We start from the raw sequence: 16,569 nt of genomic DNA, 5'->3' as shown, positions 1-16,569 counted from the left end.
GACCATCATGGCGTCAATGATTCGCAAGAGCCTGGACGATCCAGAAGAATCACGTCCTGTTGCCCAGGGCATGGGCCGGGTGGACCTCGTCAACCTCGACTCCGGCCCGGTTGGGCGGGCCACTTTCCTTCCGGGCTGGAAGTGGTCGGATCACGTCAAGCCGATCGCCAAAACGGACAGCTGCATGGCCAGCCACACCGGCTATACCATTTCCGGCCGCATCAAAGTGGTCATGGACGACGGCGAAGAACTCGAATTCGGTCCCGGCGACTTCGGCGTCATTCCGCCGGGGCATGACGCCTGGGTGCTCGGCGACGAGCCGTACGTGTTTATCGACTGGCAGGGGATGGCCGACTACGCCAAGCCGAAGGATTGAGTGAGGGAAGGGCATGCAAAAAAGCCCCGGACCGCGTTTCCGCGATCCGGGGCTTTTCCTATGGTGGAGGCACGGGGACTCGAACCCCGAACCCCCTGCTTGCAAAGCAGGTGCGCTACCAATTGCGCCATGCCCCCATAAGAAGCAACCCGTCAATCATACCCTAGGACCGGAGCGCTGATTTCCAGCTTCCATCCCCGGGCTCCGGGCTAGTCAACCGTATCGGTTGAATTGCTCCAGATCACTTTCCGGGCTTCGGATTCCTGCACTTTTCTGTAGAGGAGGACGCCTGCGACCGTGGCTGCGATAACCAGCAACTTCTTCACATGCACCCCGTTCCGGTTCAGTCTTCGACGAACCTTCACTAACCTCTGCCAGAACCAGTACAGGTTCCGTGGGCGTACCAGGACTTGAACCTGGGACCTCTTCGTTATCAGCGAAGCGCTCTAACCGCCTGAGCTATACGCCCCGATGCCTCATCGGGCCGAGATATGACTGTACAGCACATCCCGGCCCGATCTCAAATCGAGGCTTTTTCCCGCGGAAATCAGGGGAAAAGGACGGGATTTAGTCGTCCGTGAGGGTCACGCCAATGCCGCCCACGAGCGTCGCGGCAATGTTGTACAGCACCGCGGAAAGCATCGACAGGGCCGTCAGCAGCACCACGTTGATCACGGCGATGATAGTCGCGAAGGACGCCACCTGCCCCAGGGATGCCACCTTCTTCAATTCAAAGCCGCCGCCCTCGGAGCCGGCGAGGGTCCCCAGCAGGCTGTCCACCTGGTCAAAGATCCCGGTCAGGTCCAGGACGGTCCAGAGCACGATCGCCGCCACGACAGTGACGATGCCCAATGCCACCGAGAGCAGGAAGGCCATCTTCAGCACGGACCACGGGTCTACCTTGCTGACCAGCAGCCTGGCGCGGCGCACCTTGGCCTTGGGTGCTGGCTTGATCAGGCCGCCCTGTCCGGCCTGGGCGCTCCGCTGGCCCGGGGCAGCGGGGCGCTGTCCAGGGACCATGGGGCGCTGTCCGGGGGCGGGGGGACGCTGTGACGTTCCTGTGGCCGCGCCGGACACTCCGGGTCGCTGCTGGGGACGCGTGGGGGCGCCCACGCGCGGAGCGGCGGCGGGCTGCCGCACGCCGCCCGGCGCGCCGCTGCTCGGCTTGGGATATGAGTCGGAATTACTCACTCGTTACCTCCGGTGTTGTCTTCGTCCAGCTCGGCATTGCCTGATGACTCATCTGACTCCGGGGCCGGTACTGATTCTGCCGCTGCGGACCCATCCTGCTGTCCGCCATCTTCAGCCAACGTTACGTCATCCGGCGCGGAAGCCCGACTTTGTGCGTCCTCACCCGCCTCCTCACCTTCGGCCGAGTCGTCGCTTTCCAGCCCGCGTTCGCTGTTGCGTGCCACGGCGATGATGCGGTCGTTCTTGTCCGGTTTGGCAAAGATCACGCCCATGGTGTCGCGGCCCTTGGCCGGCACACCCGTGACCGAGGAGCGGACCACTTTGCCGCCCTCCATGACCACCAGGACTTCATCCTCTTCCTGGACAATGAGGGCACCCACGAGGTGCCCGCGCTCCTCCTGGTACTTGCCGACCTTGATGCCTAGCCCGCCGCGGCCCTGGAGCCGGTATTCCTCTACTGCGGTCCGCTTGGCGAAGCCGCCTTCGGTGACGATGAAGACGAATGAGCCGTCCTTGACGACGTCGGCCGCGAGCAGTTCGTCGTCCTCCCGGAACTTCATTCCGGTCACGCCGGAGGTGGCGCGGCCCATCGGGCGCAGCGCGTCGTCTGTCGCGGTGAAGCGGACGGACTGGCCCTTGCGGGAGACCAGCATGAGGTCGTCGGTCTCGGAGACCAGCTGGGCCGAGACGAGCTCGTCGCCGTCGCGCAGGTTGATCGCGATCACGCCGGCGGACCGGTTGGTGTCGTAGTCTTCCAGCCGGGTTTTCTTGACCAGGCCGCGCTTGGTGGCGAGCACCAGGTAAGGGGCGTGCTGGTAGTCCCGCAGGTCCAGCACCTGGGCGATGTGCTCATCCGGCTGGAACGCGAGCAGGTTGGCCACGTGCTGGCCCTTGGCGTCGCGTCCGGCTTCGGCGAGCTCATAGGCCTTGGCCCGGTAGACGCGTCCGAGGTTCGTGAAGAAGAGCAGCCAGTGGTGCGTCGTGGTGACGAAGAAATGCTCCACGACGTCGTCGCCGCGCAGCTGGGCACCCTTGATACCCTTGCCGCCGCGCTGCTGGGAACGGTAGTTGTCGCTGCGGGTGCGCTTGACGTAGCCGCCGCGGGTAATGGTGACCACCATTTCCTCTTCGGGGATCAGGTCCTCCATCGACATGTCGCCGTCGAAGCCCATGAGCACCTTGGTGCGGCGGTCATCGCCATGCTTGGCCACGATTTCGGCCAGTTCGGTGCTGATGATCTCGCGCTGGCGCTCCTCCGAGGCCAGGATCGCGTTGTACTCGGCGATCAGGGCCTCAAGCTCGGCATGCCGGTCCTGGATCTTCTGGCGTTCCAGGGCAGCGAGCCGGCGCAGCTGCATGTCCAGGATGGCCCGGGCCTGCCCCTCATCGATGTCCAGCAGTTCCATGAGCCCGTCGCGTGCGGCCTCGGTGGTGTTGGAGGCGCGGATGAGGGCGATGACCTCGTCGAGCATGTCCAGCGCCTTGAGCAGGGCGCGGAGGATGTGTGCTTCCTCCTCGGCCTTGCGCAGGCGGTAGCGCGTGCGGCGTGCTATGACGTCCATCTGGTGGGTGACCCAGTGGCGGATGAACGCGTCGAGACTGAGCGTGCGCGGCACGCCGTCAACGATGGCCAGCATGTTGGCGGCGAAGTTGTCCTGCAGCTGGGTGTGCTTGTAGAGGTTGTTCAGCACCACCTTGGCCACGGCGTCGCGCTTGAGCACAATCACCAGGCGCTGGCCGGTGCGGCCCGACGTCTCATCGCGGAGGTCGGCGATGCCGGAGATCTTGCCGTCCCTGACCAGTTCGGCGATCTTAATGGCCAGGTTGTCCGGGTTGGCCTGGTAGGGCAGTTCGGTGACCACCAGGCACGTGCGGCCCTGGAGTTCCTCGACGTTGACCACCGCGCGCATCGTGATGGAACCGCGGCCGGTGCGGTAGGCGTCCTCGATGCCCTTGTGGCCGAGGATGGTGGCGCCGGTCGGGAAATCGGGTCCCTTGATGCGCAGGAGGAGCTCTTCGAGCAGTTCCTCCCGGGTGGCCGTCGGGTTCGCCAGATACCACTGGACGCCGTCGGCGACTTCGCGGAGGTTATGCGGCGGGATGTTGGTGGCCATGCCGACGGCGATGCCCGAGGAACCGTTGACCAGCAGGTTGGGGAACCGGGCCGGCAGGATGGTCGGCTCCTGGTTCTTGCCGTCGTAGTTGTCCTGGAAGTCGACGGTTTCCTCGTCGATGTCCCTGACCATCTCCATGGCCAGCGGCGCCATCTTGGTTTCGGTGTACCGCGGGGCGGCTGCGCCGTCGTTGCCGGGCGAGCCGAAGTTTCCCTGGCCGAGCGCCAGTGGGTAGCGCATAGTCCAGTCCTGGATGAGGCGGACCAGGGCATCGTAGATCGCGGTGTCACCGTGCGGGTGGTACTGGCCCATGACCTCGCCCACCACGCGGGCGCATTTATTGAACGAGCGGTCCGGGCGGTAGCCGCCGTCGAACATCGCGTAGAGCACGCGGCGGTGGACAGGCTTGAGGCCGTCACGGACGTCCGGCAGGGCGCGGCCCACGATCACGGCCATGGCGTAGTCGAGGTAGGAGCGCTGCATTTCGGTCTGCAGGTCCACCTGCTCGACGCGGTCGGTCAGCACGTCGCCGTCGAGGATGGCGCCTTCAAGGACGGGCTCGGAGCCGGCCGGCACCTCGGGTGTTTCGTCACTCATAGTCTATATTTTCCGTTTCAGGTATATATCAGCTCTGGAATATTAGGCGGGCTTTCGCCCCTAGATATCCAGGAACCGAACGTCCTTGGCGTTCTGCTGAATGAAGTTTCGGCGCGATTCAACGTCCTCGCCCATCAGGACGGAGAAGATCTGGTCTGCCGCGAGGGCATCGTCCATCGTGACCTGCAGGAGTGTCCGGTGGTCAGGATCCATGGTGGTGTCCCACAGTTCCGTGTAGTCCATTTCACCGAGACCCTTGTAGCGCTGGATGCCGTTGTCCTTGGGGATGCGGCGGCCGGCGGCCTGGCCGGAGAGCAGCTTCGCATCGCGTTCCCGGTCGCTGTAGACGTAGTCGTGCGGGGCGTTGGACCACTTGATGCGGTACAGCGGCGGCTGCGCGAGGTAGACGTAGCCGTTTTCGATCAGCGGTCGCATGTAGCGGAACAGCAGCGTCATCAGCAGGGTCGTGATGTGCTGGCCGTCGACGTCGGCATCGGCCATGAGCACGATCTTGTGGTAACGCAGCTTGGCGAGGTCAAAGTCCTCACCGATCCCGGTGCCGAAGGCCGTGATCATGGACTGGACCTCGGCATTGCCCAGTGCCTTGTCCAGGCGGGCCCGTTCCACGTTCAGGATTTTGCCGCGGAGCGGCAGGATGGCCTGGGTCTCGGGGTTGCGGCCGCGCTTGGCGGAACCGCCGGCCGAGTCACCCTCCACGATGTAGACCTCGCAGTTCTCCGGGTTCTTCGAGGAACAGTCGGAGAGCTTGCCGGGCATGCCGAAGGATTCCAGCGGGCTCTTGCGGCGGGCGTTGTCCCGGGCCTTCCGCGCGGCCATGCGCGCCTGGGCAGCCGAGATGGCCTTGCGGATAACGTCCCGGGCGGGCCCGGGGTTGCGCTCGAGCCAGTCGCCCAGGCCGTCGGTGACAACGCGCTGGACGAAGCCCTTGACCTCGGAGTTGCCGAGTTTGGTTTTGGTCTGGCCCTCGAACTGCGGTTCGGAGAGCTTCACGGAAATGACGGCTGTCAGGCCTTCACGGATGTCATCGCCCGTGAGGTTGTCTTCCTTTTCCTTGATGATGTTCTTCTCCCGCGCATAGCGGTTGATGAGCGAGGTCATCGCGGCGCGGAAACCCTCTTCGTGGGTGCCGCCCTCGTGGGTGTTGATGGTGTTGGCGTAGGTGTGGACGCTCTCGGAGTACGCATTGGTCCACTGCATCGCCATTTCCAGCGCAATGTGCCGTTCCGTGTCCTCGGTCTCGAAGGCGATGACGTCCTCGTGGACCACATCGACCTTCTTGCCGGAGTTCAGGTGCTTGACATAGTCCAGCAGGCCGTCGTCGTACTGGTACACAACGGTGTGGAATTCTGCGGCGACTTCGCCTTCGGTGGGGACGGTGTCCAGGTCCAGGTCGTCGTCCCCGGACGGTTCGGCCGGAGCGCGGCGCTCGTCCGTCAAAGTGATGCGCAGCCCCTTGTTGAGGAAGGCCATCTGCTGGAAGCGGGCCCGCAGGGTTTCGAAGTCGAATTCCGTGGTCTCGAAGATGCTGGCATCGGGGTAGAACGTCTGCGTGGTGCCGGTCTCTGAAGTCTCTTCACCCTGGACCAGGTCGCCCTGGGGCTTGCCGCCGTCGGCGAAGGACATCCGCCAGACGTGTCCCTGGCGGCGGACCTCGGTGTCGACGCGGCTGGAGAGCGCGTTGACCACGGAGATGCCGACGCCGTGGAGGCCACCGGAAACGGCGTAACCGCCGCCGCCGAATTTGCCGCCTGCGTGCAGGATCGTCATGACGACTTCCACCGTGGGCTTGAGCTCGGTGGGGTGCATGTCCACGGGGATGCCGCGGCCGTTGTCGACCACTTTGACCCCGCCGTCGGCCTGCAGCACGATTTCGATGTGGTCGCAGTACCCGGCCAGGGCCTCGTCCACCGAGTTGTCCACCACCTCGTAGACCAGGTGGTGCAGGCCGCGGGGCCCGGTGGAGCCGATGTACATGCCGGGACGTTTCCGGACGGCTTCCAGGCCTTCAAGCACGGTGATGTCGCTCGCACCGTATTCGCGCGATGTCGCGGTCCCGGACGACGCCGCTGCCGCTTGCACTGCGACTTCCGCTACGTCTTCCATTGCCGGGATCTCTGCATTGTCGTTAGCCACAGGCGCTTTCGACTCCTCTATGTTCGTTGAAGGCCGGCCCTTGCCTCTTCCGTGGAAAAGGGTCCTGCCAACAGGCACGTCACTGATGGCGCCGGTTGTTCCGCTGACTTGGGGGTCCCGCCCGCCGCACGCAAAAATTGCGTCGGAAACGGACTCAGTCAACGCTTCACCGGCGCCCAGTTATCTACATCGATTCTATCGTGTTATAGGACCCAAACCCGCATTCCAGGGTCCCAAACGGGCGGGAAAGTGCCGCTGGGAGGCCGCTGGCTCCCCCTGCAAGGCATTCGGGGTCCAGCCCTAGGGTTCCTATACGGCTCCGGGGCGTTCAAGCGCCCTACACGCCGTTTGCGGATATTTCAAGGGTTTTTGCAAGAAGTGCTTCATATCCGGTGCGCGGGCCGGGCCTTATGGTTATCCGTAGGTGTCGCGCGGGCCGCGGCCGTTGACGGTCCGGAGGCCCTTGCGCCAGCTCGGTGCGGCGGGTCCGAGGACCTGGATGCTGGTGACGACGCCGTCGCCGAGCTCGGTCCGGAATTTTTCCAGCAGGCTGTTGCTGAGCAGCCGCAGCTGGGTGGCCCAGGCCGTGGAATCGGTACGCACGTGCAAGGTGGTGTCCGTAAAACTCTCCGGCGTGCAGTGCGCAGAGATTTCCGGGCCCACCAGGACAGGCCACTGCGCCATCACGGAGCCGACGGCCACCGGCGAGCTCCAGCCGCGCTCGGCCACGAGACGCCCCACGACCTTTCCCAGGCCCAGCGGATCCCTGCCGGTGCCATGGAACTGGGAGAACCCGCGGGTTCCCCGCGCGGCGCGGGCAGGTTTCTGTGCGCTGGTTCCGGAGCGCGGCACCGCGCGCCGGATTTCGCCGCGGGCGGCGGCAGCGTCGCGCATCCTGTTCAGGGCGGCCTGCGCGGCGTCTATGGCGTCGGGATCACGGCCCGGCTGCAGGCCGCCGTCGGTATCCTTATTCATCGATTTTCCTGCTCATCGATTCCTCCCGGGATGACCTTCACCCGCCGTCCGGTCAGTTCCGCCGGGATGTCGGCCTCGACGGCGGCAGTGACCAGCACTTGCTCGGCGCCGGATACTATTGCGGCCAGTTTACGCCGCCGCTGGACGTCCAGTTCGGCAAACACGTCGTCCAGGATCAGGATCGGAGGCGACCCGCCGGTACGGGCGTCGTCGAGCATGACGTAATAGGAGGCCAGGCGCAAGGACAGGCACATGGACCACGTTTCTCCGTGCGAGGCGTAGCCCTTGGCCGGTGCCGACCCCAGCACGAGCTCAAGCTCATCTCGGTGCGGGCCCACCAGCGAGATTCCCCGTTCCAGTTCCTTGCGGCGTGCTGCGGCGAAGGCCTGGATGTAGCGGTCGGCGAGCTGATCGACCGAGAGCAGCCGCAGGTTCTCTGCCGGCGCGGAGCCGCTGCCCGTTCCTGCCCCGTCGCCAGACTCTGCCGGCGCGGCTCCGACTGCGGGCTTGGCCGTGGCGCCGTCGTCGTCCAGGATGTCCTGCAGCGTGGAACGGTACACCGCGGCGGCCTCCTTGGAGCCGTCGGTGAGCTGGGCATAGGCCTTGTTCAGGTGCGGTTGCAGGCGGTCCACGAGATCGAGGCGTGCATGGAGCAGCTCGGCCCCGGCCCGCGCCATGTGTTGGTCCCAGACATCGAGCGTTGCCTCATGCCCGGCGCTGAATTTTCCGGCCCGGGCCGACTTGAGCAGTGCGTTGCGCTGTTTCAGGACCCGGTCGTAGTCACTCCTGGTCGCGGCGTGGCGCGGCATGAGGCTGACCAGGAGCTCGTCAAGGAACCGGCGGCGGTTGGAGGGATCTCCCTTGACCAGCGCCAGATCTTCCGGGGCGAAGAGCACGGTCTGGCAGATGCCAAGCAGGTCCCGGGCACGGACCGGATTGCTCCGGTTGATCCGCCCACGGTTGGCCCGCGTCGCATTGATTTCCAGTTCCAGCACGGTGGATTGCTCGCCACGGACCAGCTTGGCCCGGATCATCGCCCGCTCGGCGCCAAAACGCAGCAGCGGTGCGTCCGTGCTGACCCGGTGCGAGTTGAGCGTGGCCAGATAGCCGATCGCTTCCATCAGGTTGGTCTTGCCGATGCCATTGGAGCCCACCAGGACGGTGACTCCGGGCTCAAAACTGAGATCTACCTGCGCGTAGCTGCGGAAATCTGTCAGCGAGAGTTTTTCTAGGTACACGCGGGATTCAGGACTTCGCAGGCAAGATTAATTGGCCGGGCAGGATTACTTGGCCGGCCGGGTCGCGTGGCCGCCGAACTGGTGACGCAGGGCCGACACCATCTTCATGGCCGGGGAGTTGTCCTCGCGGGAGGAGAACCTGGCGAACAGTGCAGCCGTGATCGCCGGTGCGGGCACGGCATTGGCAATCGCCTCCTCGACGGTCCAGCGGCCCTCGCCGGAATCCTCGACATAGTCGGAGATTGATTCCAGGCCGGGATCCTCGTCGAGGGCCTTGACCATGAGGTCCAGGAGCCAGGAGCGGACAACCGTGCCTTTTTGCCAGGCCCGGAAGGTCCCGGGAAGATCTGCGACGATCTCCTTGGCGGCCAGGAGTTCGTACCCCTCCGCGTAGGCCTGCATGAGGCCGTATTCGATCCCGTTGTGGACCATCTTGGCGTAGTGGCCCGCGCCGATGCCGCCCACGTGCACAAAGCTGTCGGCCCGCTCGCCAGCGGGACGGAGTGCATCGAAGACGGGAAGGGCCCGCTCGATATCCGCGGCATCGCCGCCGGCCATGAGGCCGTAGCCGTTCTGGAGGCCCCAGACTCCGCCGGACACGCCGCAGTCCGCAAAGCGGATTCCCTTATCGGCCAGCGCAGCGCCGTGCTTCTGGTCCTCGGTGAACCGGGAGTTGCCGCCGTCGATCACGAGGTCGCCGGCGTCGAGCTTGTTGCCGAGTTCGGTGATCACGGCGTCGGTGATGTCACCCGAGGGGACCATGACCCAGATGACCCGCGGAGCAGGGACCGCGGCGATGAGTTCGTCCACGCTGGAGACGTCGGTGACCTCGGGGTTGCGGTCAAAACCGGTGACTTCGATCCCGCCGTTGCGCAGGCGTTCGCGCATGTTGAAGCCCATTTTTCCAAGGCCGATTAGTCCGATGTGCACTGGATGAACTCTTTTCTGCGCTGGGTGCTTCGCTGTGGTGACGGCGCCTGAACGGTCCGCTTGTGCCGCAATCCGGGAGCCCCCGGAAAGCAGCGGTGGCGGGCTAGTTGGGCAGCCGGACGGGCATGACGAGGTAGCGGTAGTCGCCTTGGTCCTCGCCCTCGGCGTCCTGCTGGGCCGTGATCATGGCCGGTTTGGGCGCGGTGGTGAAGGAGAAGCGCACGAACTTGGTTTCGATGACGCTCAGGCCCTCGATCAGGTAGTGCGGGTTGAAGGCCACTGTGATGTCCTCACCGGACAACTGGGCTTCGAGCTCTTCGGAGGCCTGGGCGTCCTCGCCGGTGCCGGCGTCCAGGTGCAGCTGGCCCTGGGTGAAGGCGAGCCGGACAGGGGTGTTGCGCTCGGCCACGAGGGAAACGCGGCGCACGGCTTCCACCAGTTCCTGGGTCTGCACGGTGGCATGGATGGGTGTGGAATCCGGGAAGAGCGAGCGGATCTTGGGGTAGTCCCCGTCGACCAGGAGCGATGTGGTGGTCCTGCCGCCGCTCTCGAAACCGATCAGCCGGCTGTCGTCGTCGGCGAGGGCGATGTTGATGTCGCCGCTGCTGCCGAGTGTTTTGGCTACTTCGTTCAGTGTTTTGGCCTTGACCAGGGCGCTCGTGGAGATGCCCGGGGTCACCGGCTTCCAGGGGACTTCGCGCATGGCCAGGCGGTAGCGGTCGGTGGCCAGGAGGGTGATGAGATCGTCCTCGATTTCCATCCGCACGCCGGTCAGGATCGGCAGGGTGTCGTCCTTGCTGGCCGCGATGATCACCTGGGATACCGCCTGGGCGAATGAATCGCCGGGAACGGTGCCGCTGATGGTCGGCAGGGCCGGCAGCGGCGGGTATTCGGCCTCGGGCATCGTGGCCAGGTGGAAGCTGCTTCGGCGGCAGGTGAGAGTCACCTTGTTGCCGTCGGTTTCGACCTCGACGGGGGCAGAGGGCAGGCTGCGGCAGATGTCCGCGAGCAGCCGGCCGGAGACCAGGATGGTGCCCTCGGTGCTGATGTCAGCAGGGATTTCGAGCCGTGCAGAGGTCTCGTAATCGAAGCTCGAGAGGCTGACGGTACCGGCTTCAGCTTTCAGGAGCAGGCCTGAAAGTACGGGAACGGGCGGCCGCGGAGACAACGACCGGGCGGTCCATGTCACGGCTTCTGCCAGGACGTCCCGTTCGACTCTGAACTTCACGGAAGGGTGCCGCCTTTCATTGCTGCTGCTAGTGCTGAAAATCGCTGGAACTGCTCAAGCTGCCGCGGACCCCGGCAGGGATGCCGAAATCCGTCAACAAGGGAACCGCCCGCCCACCCCGGGTCTCATGGCCCGGAAGGGAACCACAAAAAGTGTCCGGGACGGACGCACTGCAGACAGCTTAGCCCCAAGGCGAGCGTTTCTCCCATCCCCGGCTTACATCAGTGTTGTTCGCGGGGCCGCTCTCCTGCGCCGGTCCGGAACGGGCCTGGGCGCTGCCCGGGGGTGGGAACGAGATTGTTGTTTGAGGGAATTTCATTTTCTTGGGATTAGTAGTGTTAATAACTGCTGTGGAAACTGTGGATAACTCGCTCCGGCCTCGCGAATCCGCGGTTAAGCCCTGTTCATGGATTGTGGGCGGAGCAGGTTTTAAACAGGGTGTGGATGGGGACAAGATTTTTGGCCGATTCGGCGATCCACAGGCGCCTTAAGGGTTTTAAGCCCATTAACCGCGGTTGTCCCCTTAACTATCCACAGGGTTGTCCACAGGGCCCTGTTAATAAGGTAAGAGTGCGCCGAGCGACGGCTCAGGAATTGCGCTGCTGCTGCTTGATCCGGTTGGTCAGCTCGGTCACCTGGTTGTAGATGACCCGGCGCTCGGCCATCAGTTCGCGGATCTTGCGGTCGGCGTGGATCACGGTGGTGTGGTCGCGGCCGCCCAGCTCCTGCCCGATCTTGGGCAGGGACATGTCGGTGAGTTCCCGGCACAGGTACATGGCGATCTGCCGCGCCGTCACCAGCGTGCGGGTGCGCGACTTGCTGCAGAGTTCTTCCATGCTGAGCTTGAAGTAGTCCGCCGTCTGCGTGAGGATCTGCGCCGACGTGATCTCCTGGGCACCGTCGTCGGTGATGAGGTCCTTGAGCACCATCTCGGCCAGGGCCACATCCACCGGCTGCCGGTTCAGGCTGGCGAAGGCCGTGACGCGGATGAGGGCCCCCTCAAGCTCGCGGATGTTGCTGGAGATCTTCGAGGCGATGTACTCGAGGGCATCATCCGGGGCGGAGAGGCCTTCACTGAGGGCCTTCTTCCGGAGGATCGCGATGCGGGTTTCCAGTTCGGGCGGCTGGATGTCGGTCAGCAGGCCCCACTCGAAACGCGATTTCATGCGGTCTTCAAAGCCGGCGAGCAGCTTTGGCGGCTGGTCCGAGGTGATGACCACCTGCTTGTTGTTGTTGTGCAGAGCATTGAACGTGTGGAAGAACTCCTCCAGCGTCCGGTCCTTGCCGGCCAGGAACTGGATGTCATCGATCAGCAGCACGTCCACGTTGCGGTACGTGGTCTTGAAGCTGGTTCCTTCATCGTCGCGGATGGAGTTGATGAAGTCGTTGGTGAATTCCTCGGAGTTGACGTAGCGGACCCGGATCCCGCTGTAGAGCCGCCGGGCATAGTGGCCGATCGCGTGCAGCAGGTGGGTTTTGCCCAGTCCGGAGTCGCCGTAGATGAACAGAGGGTTGTAGGCCTTCGCCGGCGCTTCCGCCACAGCCACGGCCGCCGCATGGGCGAACCGGTTGGAGGAGCCGATCACGAAGGTGTCGAAGACGTACTTCGGGTTGAGCCGGCCGAATTCGTGGGATGTGCTCGGCAGCATCGGCTGCGGCTTCAGCTCCACGGTCGGGTCGGCGGCCAGAGAGAGGTCGACGGCGGGTTCAGGCTCCGTGTGCAGCGGCACCAGATCGGTGTCGACGTCGATCGCGCAGCGGATTTCGTCGGAGAACACGCTGCGGAGCGCGTCGTCGAGGGCTTCCTTGACCTGGGTCTGCAGCACTTCGCGGGTGAGCTCATTGGGGACGGCCACCAGGAGGGTGGAACCGATCAGGCCCTGGGCCTGGGCGAGGATGACGAAGCCGCGCTGCCGGGGAGAGACACGGTGGTCGTTCTCCAGAAGGCTCACAACCCGCCGCCAGGAACTTCCGACAGTGTTGGCTTGGTTGGCTTCGTCTACTGTCATCAATCAGTTCCTCAAACTTGCTGGCCTGCATTACGTGCATCCACGCGGTCCGGAGCTGTACGCCGGCCCGGCTCAATCCACAGGGTTATGCACAGTCCGTGGATAAGGGGTTACTGAGACACTGTAGGGGATGAAAACGCTAGAAGATAGCTGGGTTCTGTCCTGTGGATAATTACACCGTTGTGGTTCTCAAACGGGGCCTGTGACGGGGCTCATCCACAGGCTGGCGGATGGGTTAGCCACAGCTGGGGAAAGGTTGCCGAACCCCTGCCGGTTTGACTCCCATGGCTGATTTGGCCTAACGTTGTGAAGTCCTTTGTGTCCGCTTTTCGCTTTCATTTGAACCTCCCGACGCCCCGCGTCGTGTGAGATGGAGCTGTGGCACATACAAAACTTAGCGTCGGCCAGTTCTTCCCCTTGATCGGGTGGGCGCACCTTTGATCCACTGGAGTAACTAACGTGAGCAAGCGGACTTTTCAGCCGAATAACCGCCGTCGAGCCAAGAAGCACGGCTTCCGCCTTCGTATGCGTACCCGTGCCGGCCGCGCCATCCTGGCAGCCCGTCGTGGCAAGGGCCGCACCGAACTGTCGGCCTAAATAACTGACTCGTCGGTCCGTATCCCTGTGCGAGTTGAACGGTGCTAGCCACCAGGAACCGTCTGCGGACATCAACCGATTTTTCAACAACTGTACGTTCCGGTGTCCGCAATGGACGCCGGAACGTAGTGTTATATACGGCAGCTCTCGCTGCCGATGAACCAAGCCGGATCGGATTCATCGTTTCCAAGAGTGTCGGGAACGCTGTTGTCAGGAACCTCGTTAAGAGGAGACTGAGAGAAGCCGGTGCATTGTCGTTGCAGAAATACGGCAGCGGGTTCGCCATCGTGGTACGGGCACTGCCCGCCTCGGCGGCGGCCAGCTGGGACCAGTTGCTAGCCGACTATGACGCCGCGTTGGAAACGACAATGAAACGGCTGGGCAACCGCCTTCCACAGGCTGCATCACCAGGTTCTAACGAGACAACACAGGAAGGGACCCCGCGTGCGTAACTCAACTGCCGCCGTCGTCCCCCGCCTGTTCTTCGCGGTGCCCGGGTCGGTGCTGAGCCGACTGGCCACTGCCGTCTGGAACCTGCCCCGCAACATCCTCATCCTGCTGCTGATGGCTTACCGCAAGGTGATTTCACCCTTGTACGGCCAGGTCTGCCGCTTCTTTCCCTCATGCTCGGCCTATGCCCTTGAGGCGATCACGGTGCACGGTGCCGTGAAAGGAAGCTGGCTGGCTGCCAGGCGCCTGTTGCGCTGCCACCCATGGAATGCCGGCGGTGTGGACCATGTCCCCGCCGGTCACCGGGAATGGCCGGCCGACCGCACCCCCACAATTGTTGTGCTGAACAATCCGGACAAGTACCTGGCTGCTCAGCCTGATGGAGAAGGCCGTTCTGCGGCCTGACGAATAGGGATATCGTATGGACTTCTTTGGAACAATCATGGCCCCATTCAAATGGCTGGTCTCAGCCATCATGGTGGGCTTCCATGACGGACTCAGCACCCTCGGCATGCCGGCGGCCAACGGCTGGACGTGGACGCTGTCCATCATCGGGCTCGTGCTGGTCATCCGCGCCGCACTGATCCCCGTCTTCGTCAAGCAGATCAAGGCCCAGCGCGGCATGCAGCTCCTGCAGCCTGACCTGAAGAAGATGCAGGACAAGTACAAGGGCAAGACCGACCAGCTCTCCCGCCAGGCCATGGCGCAGGAACAGATGGCGCTGTACAAGAAGCACGGCACCAACCCGTTCTCTGCCTGCCTGCCCATGCTGATCCAGATGCCGTTCTTCTTCGCGCTCTTCCAGGTGCTGTCGGGCATCAGCACGGCCAAGGCCGGCGGCCAGGGCATCGGTGCCATGAGCCCGGAACAGGTCAAGCAGTTCGACGAGTCCACCATTTTCGGCGCACCGCTTTCGGCATCGCTGCTGCACGGCGGCGGCGGCAACCAAACGTCGGTGTGGATTCTCTCCATCGTGATGATCCTGGCCATGACGGCCTCGCAGTTCATCACGCAGAAGCAGATCATGGCCAAGAACATGTCCGAAGAGGCCTTGGCCAGCCCGTTCATGCGCCAGCAGAAGATGATGCTCTACATCCTGCCGATCGTGTTCGGTGTGGGTGGCATCAACTTCCCCATCGGCGTCCTGATCTACTGGACCACCACCAACCTCTGGACCATGGGACAGCAGTTCTTCGTGATCCGCCGGATGCCTACGCCGGGTTCCCCCGCCGCCAAGGCTCTTGCCGAGCGCCGGGCAGCCAGGGGCCTGCCCGCACTGCCCCTCTTGGGTGGAAAGAAGGCCGACGCCGAGGCAGCCGAGGCTTCCGCCGCGACCGCCGTGGAAGCCAAGACCCAGCGCGTCCAGCCGCAACGTAAGAACAGGAAGAGGAAGTAATGTCCGCCGAGAGCACCGAACACGCTATTTCCGCTGAGTTTGAGGACGACCGGGACGACGCCCAGGAGGCAGTCCAGGACGCGTCACAGGACTCGTCGAAGGGTGCGGAGGCCGGCACCGGCAAGGGCGTCACCGCCAGCCGTCTCGAAGAGGAGGGCGACGTCGCCGCGGACTACCTCGAAGAACTGCTGGACATTGCTGACATCGACGGCGACATCGATATCGAGGTCCGCAACGGCCGCACCTACATTTCGATCGTCGCCGAAGAGGAATCAGCCGGGCTGGAAGGCCTTGTGGGCCGCGACGGAGAAGTCCTTGAGGCACTCCAGGAGCTGACGAGGCTCGCCGTCCTGTCCGCAACCGAGAACCGGTCCCGGCTGGTGCTGGACATCAACGGCTACCGCGCGGAGCGCGCCGGCGACCTGCAGAAGATCGCGGAAGACGCCGTCGCCGCGGTCAAGGAATCCGGTGAGGCTGTTGCCCTGGCTCCGATGAGTGCCTACGAGCGCAAGATCGTTCACGACGCCGTCGCCGATTTGGGGTTGGTCAGCGAGTCTGAAGGCGAAGGCGCAGACCGGCACATCGTTGTCTCCGCAGACTGAACCGTTGACTAGCTTGATGGTTGAAATTACCGCGCCCGAACTCACGGCAGCAGAGTCCATCTTTGGTGACCGCCTGGAACTGGCGAAGCGCTACGTCGAGCACCTGGCGACCTCCGGCACCGAGCGGGGACTGATCGGTCCCCGCGAAGTTCCGCGGCTGTGGAGCCGGCACGTTCTCAACTGCGCCGTCATCGAGAGCCAGATTGCCCACGGAAGCCATGTCGCCGACGTCGGAAGCGGGGCCGGACTTCCGGGCCTGTGCCTGGCCATCGCCCGGCCGGACCTGGAACTGACCCTGATCGAACCGCTGGAACGCCGTGTCATTTGGCTCCAGGAGGTTGTGGATGATCTCGGCCTCGAGAACGTCACCATCATGCGCACCCGCGCGGAACTTGCCGTGGGACTCGTGAATGCCGACGTCGTGACGGCCCGCGCGGTATCCGCGCTGTCCAATCTGGCAGGACTGACCATTCCCCTGCTGGGCGGCAAGGGCGAAGTTGTCGCCATCAAGGGACGCAGCGCCGGCGGGGAAATCGAAAAGGCCGCCAAAGTTATCCGCAAGCTGGGCGGCATTGAGACCTCCGTGGTCGTGGTGGGTGAAGACTTGCTCGAGGAACCCACTACCGTTGTCCGAATAGTAGTGAACAAGCCTCAAAAGATTGCCTAGCAACGGCCCCGGTGCCCGGGGAGTCTGAGGGGAAGAGGTTAGGCT

Annotated in this window: 16 protein-coding genes and 2 tRNA genes; 7 read left to right on the top strand and 11 right to left on the bottom strand. The window is 64.0% G+C overall.

The genetic code is table 11. The features are described from left to right. Nucleotides 1-7 precede the first annotated feature (7 nt). Nucleotides 8-376 (top strand): cupin domain-containing protein, encoded by a 369-nt coding sequence (locus ACFVTM_RS00715; RefSeq protein WP_390201404.1) that lies wholly within the window; start codon nt 8-10, stop codon nt 374-376. 61 nt (nt 377-437) lie between these two features. On the opposite strand, the gene ACFVTM_RS00710 is transcribed toward ACFVTM_RS00715, so the two are convergent. From ACFVTM_RS00710 to dnaA, 11 genes are all read right to left on the bottom strand, one after another. Beyond that, a tRNA-Ala gene (locus ACFVTM_RS00710) sits at nt 438-513 on the bottom strand. A 72-nt stretch (nt 514-585) separates the two neighbouring features. Beyond that, nucleotides 586-702, bottom strand: a complete 117-nt coding sequence (locus ACFVTM_RS00705; protein WP_216699097.1) for a DLW-39 family protein — start codon at nt 700-702, stop codon at nt 586-588. A gap of 69 nt (nt 703-771) precedes the next feature. Beyond that, nucleotides 772-845 (bottom strand) — tRNA-Ile (locus ACFVTM_RS00700). Nucleotides 846-943: 98 nt separating this feature from the next. Then, nucleotides 944-1,567, bottom strand: coding sequence for a DUF3566 domain-containing protein (locus tag ACFVTM_RS00695; protein ID WP_390201403.1), 624 nt, complete (start codon nt 1,565-1,567; stop codon nt 944-946). Then, nucleotides 1,564-4,278, bottom strand: coding sequence for a DNA gyrase subunit A (gene gyrA / locus ACFVTM_RS00690; RefSeq protein ID WP_390201401.1), 2,715 nt, complete (start codon nt 4,276-4,278; stop codon nt 1,564-1,566). The genes ACFVTM_RS00695 and gyrA overlap by 4 nt, the downstream gene beginning before the upstream one ends. Nucleotides 4,279-4,338: 60 nt before the next feature. After that, on the bottom strand, nt 4,339-6,432 hold the full coding sequence (gyrB, locus tag ACFVTM_RS00685) for a DNA topoisomerase (ATP-hydrolyzing) subunit B (protein ID WP_390201400.1): 2,094 nt from the start codon (nt 6,430-6,432) through the stop codon (nt 4,339-4,341). Nucleotides 6,433-6,846: 414 nt separating this feature from the next. After that, a complete protein-coding gene (locus tag ACFVTM_RS00680; protein WP_390201399.1) occupies nt 6,847-7,407 on the bottom strand; it encodes a DUF721 domain-containing protein in 561 nt (186 codons plus the stop codon). Further along, entirely contained in the window at nt 7,404-8,645 is a 1,242-nt protein-coding gene (gene recF, locus ACFVTM_RS00675; protein WP_390201398.1) for a DNA replication/repair protein RecF, read from the bottom strand. The genes ACFVTM_RS00680 and recF overlap by 4 nt, the downstream gene beginning before the upstream one ends. Before the next feature lie 45 nt (nt 8,646-8,690). Beyond that, complete coding sequence (gnd, locus tag ACFVTM_RS00670) at nt 8,691-9,575, bottom strand: phosphogluconate dehydrogenase (NAD(+)-dependent, decarboxylating) (protein ID WP_390201397.1); 885 nt, start codon at nt 9,573-9,575, stop codon at nt 8,691-8,693. A gap of 103 nt (nt 9,576-9,678) precedes the next feature. Further along, nucleotides 9,679-10,803: a DNA polymerase III subunit beta gene (dnaN, locus tag ACFVTM_RS00665; RefSeq protein WP_091560743.1), complete on the bottom strand. Its 1,125-nt coding sequence runs from the start codon at nt 10,801-10,803 to the stop codon at nt 9,679-9,681. A gap of 587 nt (nt 10,804-11,390) precedes the next feature. Next, nucleotides 11,391-12,812: a chromosomal replication initiator protein DnaA gene (gene dnaA, locus ACFVTM_RS00660; RefSeq protein WP_390201396.1), complete on the bottom strand. Its 1,422-nt coding sequence runs from the start codon at nt 12,810-12,812 to the stop codon at nt 11,391-11,393. A gap of 459 nt (nt 12,813-13,271) precedes the next feature. On the opposite strand from dnaA, the gene rpmH reads away from it, so the two are divergent. The 6 genes from rpmH to rsmG are packed head-to-tail and all read left to right on the top strand — an operon-like array spanning nt 13,272 to nt 16,524. Continuing rightward, nucleotides 13,272-13,409 carry a 50S ribosomal protein L34 gene (gene rpmH / locus ACFVTM_RS00655; RefSeq protein ID WP_003800212.1) on the top strand — a complete coding sequence of 46 codons (138 nt, stop codon included), beginning with the start codon at nt 13,272-13,274 and terminating at the stop codon, nt 13,407-13,409. Nucleotides 13,410-13,450: 41 nt separating this feature from the next. Continuing rightward, the gene (gene rnpA, locus ACFVTM_RS00650) at nt 13,451-13,861 is read left to right on the top strand and encodes a ribonuclease P protein component (RefSeq protein ID WP_390201395.1); all 411 of its coding nucleotides are present in this window, start codon (nt 13,451-13,453) and stop codon (nt 13,859-13,861) included. Then, nucleotides 13,854-14,264: a membrane protein insertion efficiency factor YidD gene (gene yidD, locus ACFVTM_RS00645; RefSeq protein WP_390201394.1), complete on the top strand. Its 411-nt coding sequence runs from the start codon at nt 13,854-13,856 to the stop codon at nt 14,262-14,264. The genes rnpA and yidD overlap by 8 nt, the downstream gene beginning before the upstream one ends. Before the next feature lie 16 nt (nt 14,265-14,280). Next, complete coding sequence (gene yidC / locus ACFVTM_RS00640; RefSeq protein ID WP_390201393.1) at nt 14,281-15,255, top strand: membrane protein insertase YidC; 975 nt, start codon at nt 14,281-14,283, stop codon at nt 15,253-15,255. Next, nucleotides 15,255-15,857 carry a protein jag gene (locus ACFVTM_RS00635; RefSeq protein ID WP_390201392.1) on the top strand — a complete coding sequence of 201 codons (603 nt, stop codon included), beginning with the start codon at nt 15,255-15,257 and terminating at the stop codon, nt 15,855-15,857. The genes yidC and ACFVTM_RS00635 overlap by 1 nt, the downstream gene beginning before the upstream one ends. 16 nt (nt 15,858-15,873) lie before the next feature. Then, complete coding sequence (gene rsmG, locus ACFVTM_RS00630; RefSeq protein ID WP_390201391.1) at nt 15,874-16,524, top strand: 16S rRNA (guanine(527)-N(7))-methyltransferase RsmG; 651 nt, start codon at nt 15,874-15,876, stop codon at nt 16,522-16,524. Nucleotides 16,525-16,569 lie beyond the last annotated feature (45 nt).

The organism is Arthrobacter sp. NPDC058130, from assembly GCF_042884475.1.
GTDB lineage: Bacteria > Actinomycetota > Actinomycetes > Actinomycetales > Micrococcaceae > Arthrobacter.
The sequence above is the reverse complement of the archived record's forward strand: the minus strand, read 5'-3'. Positions and strand labels throughout refer to the sequence as shown.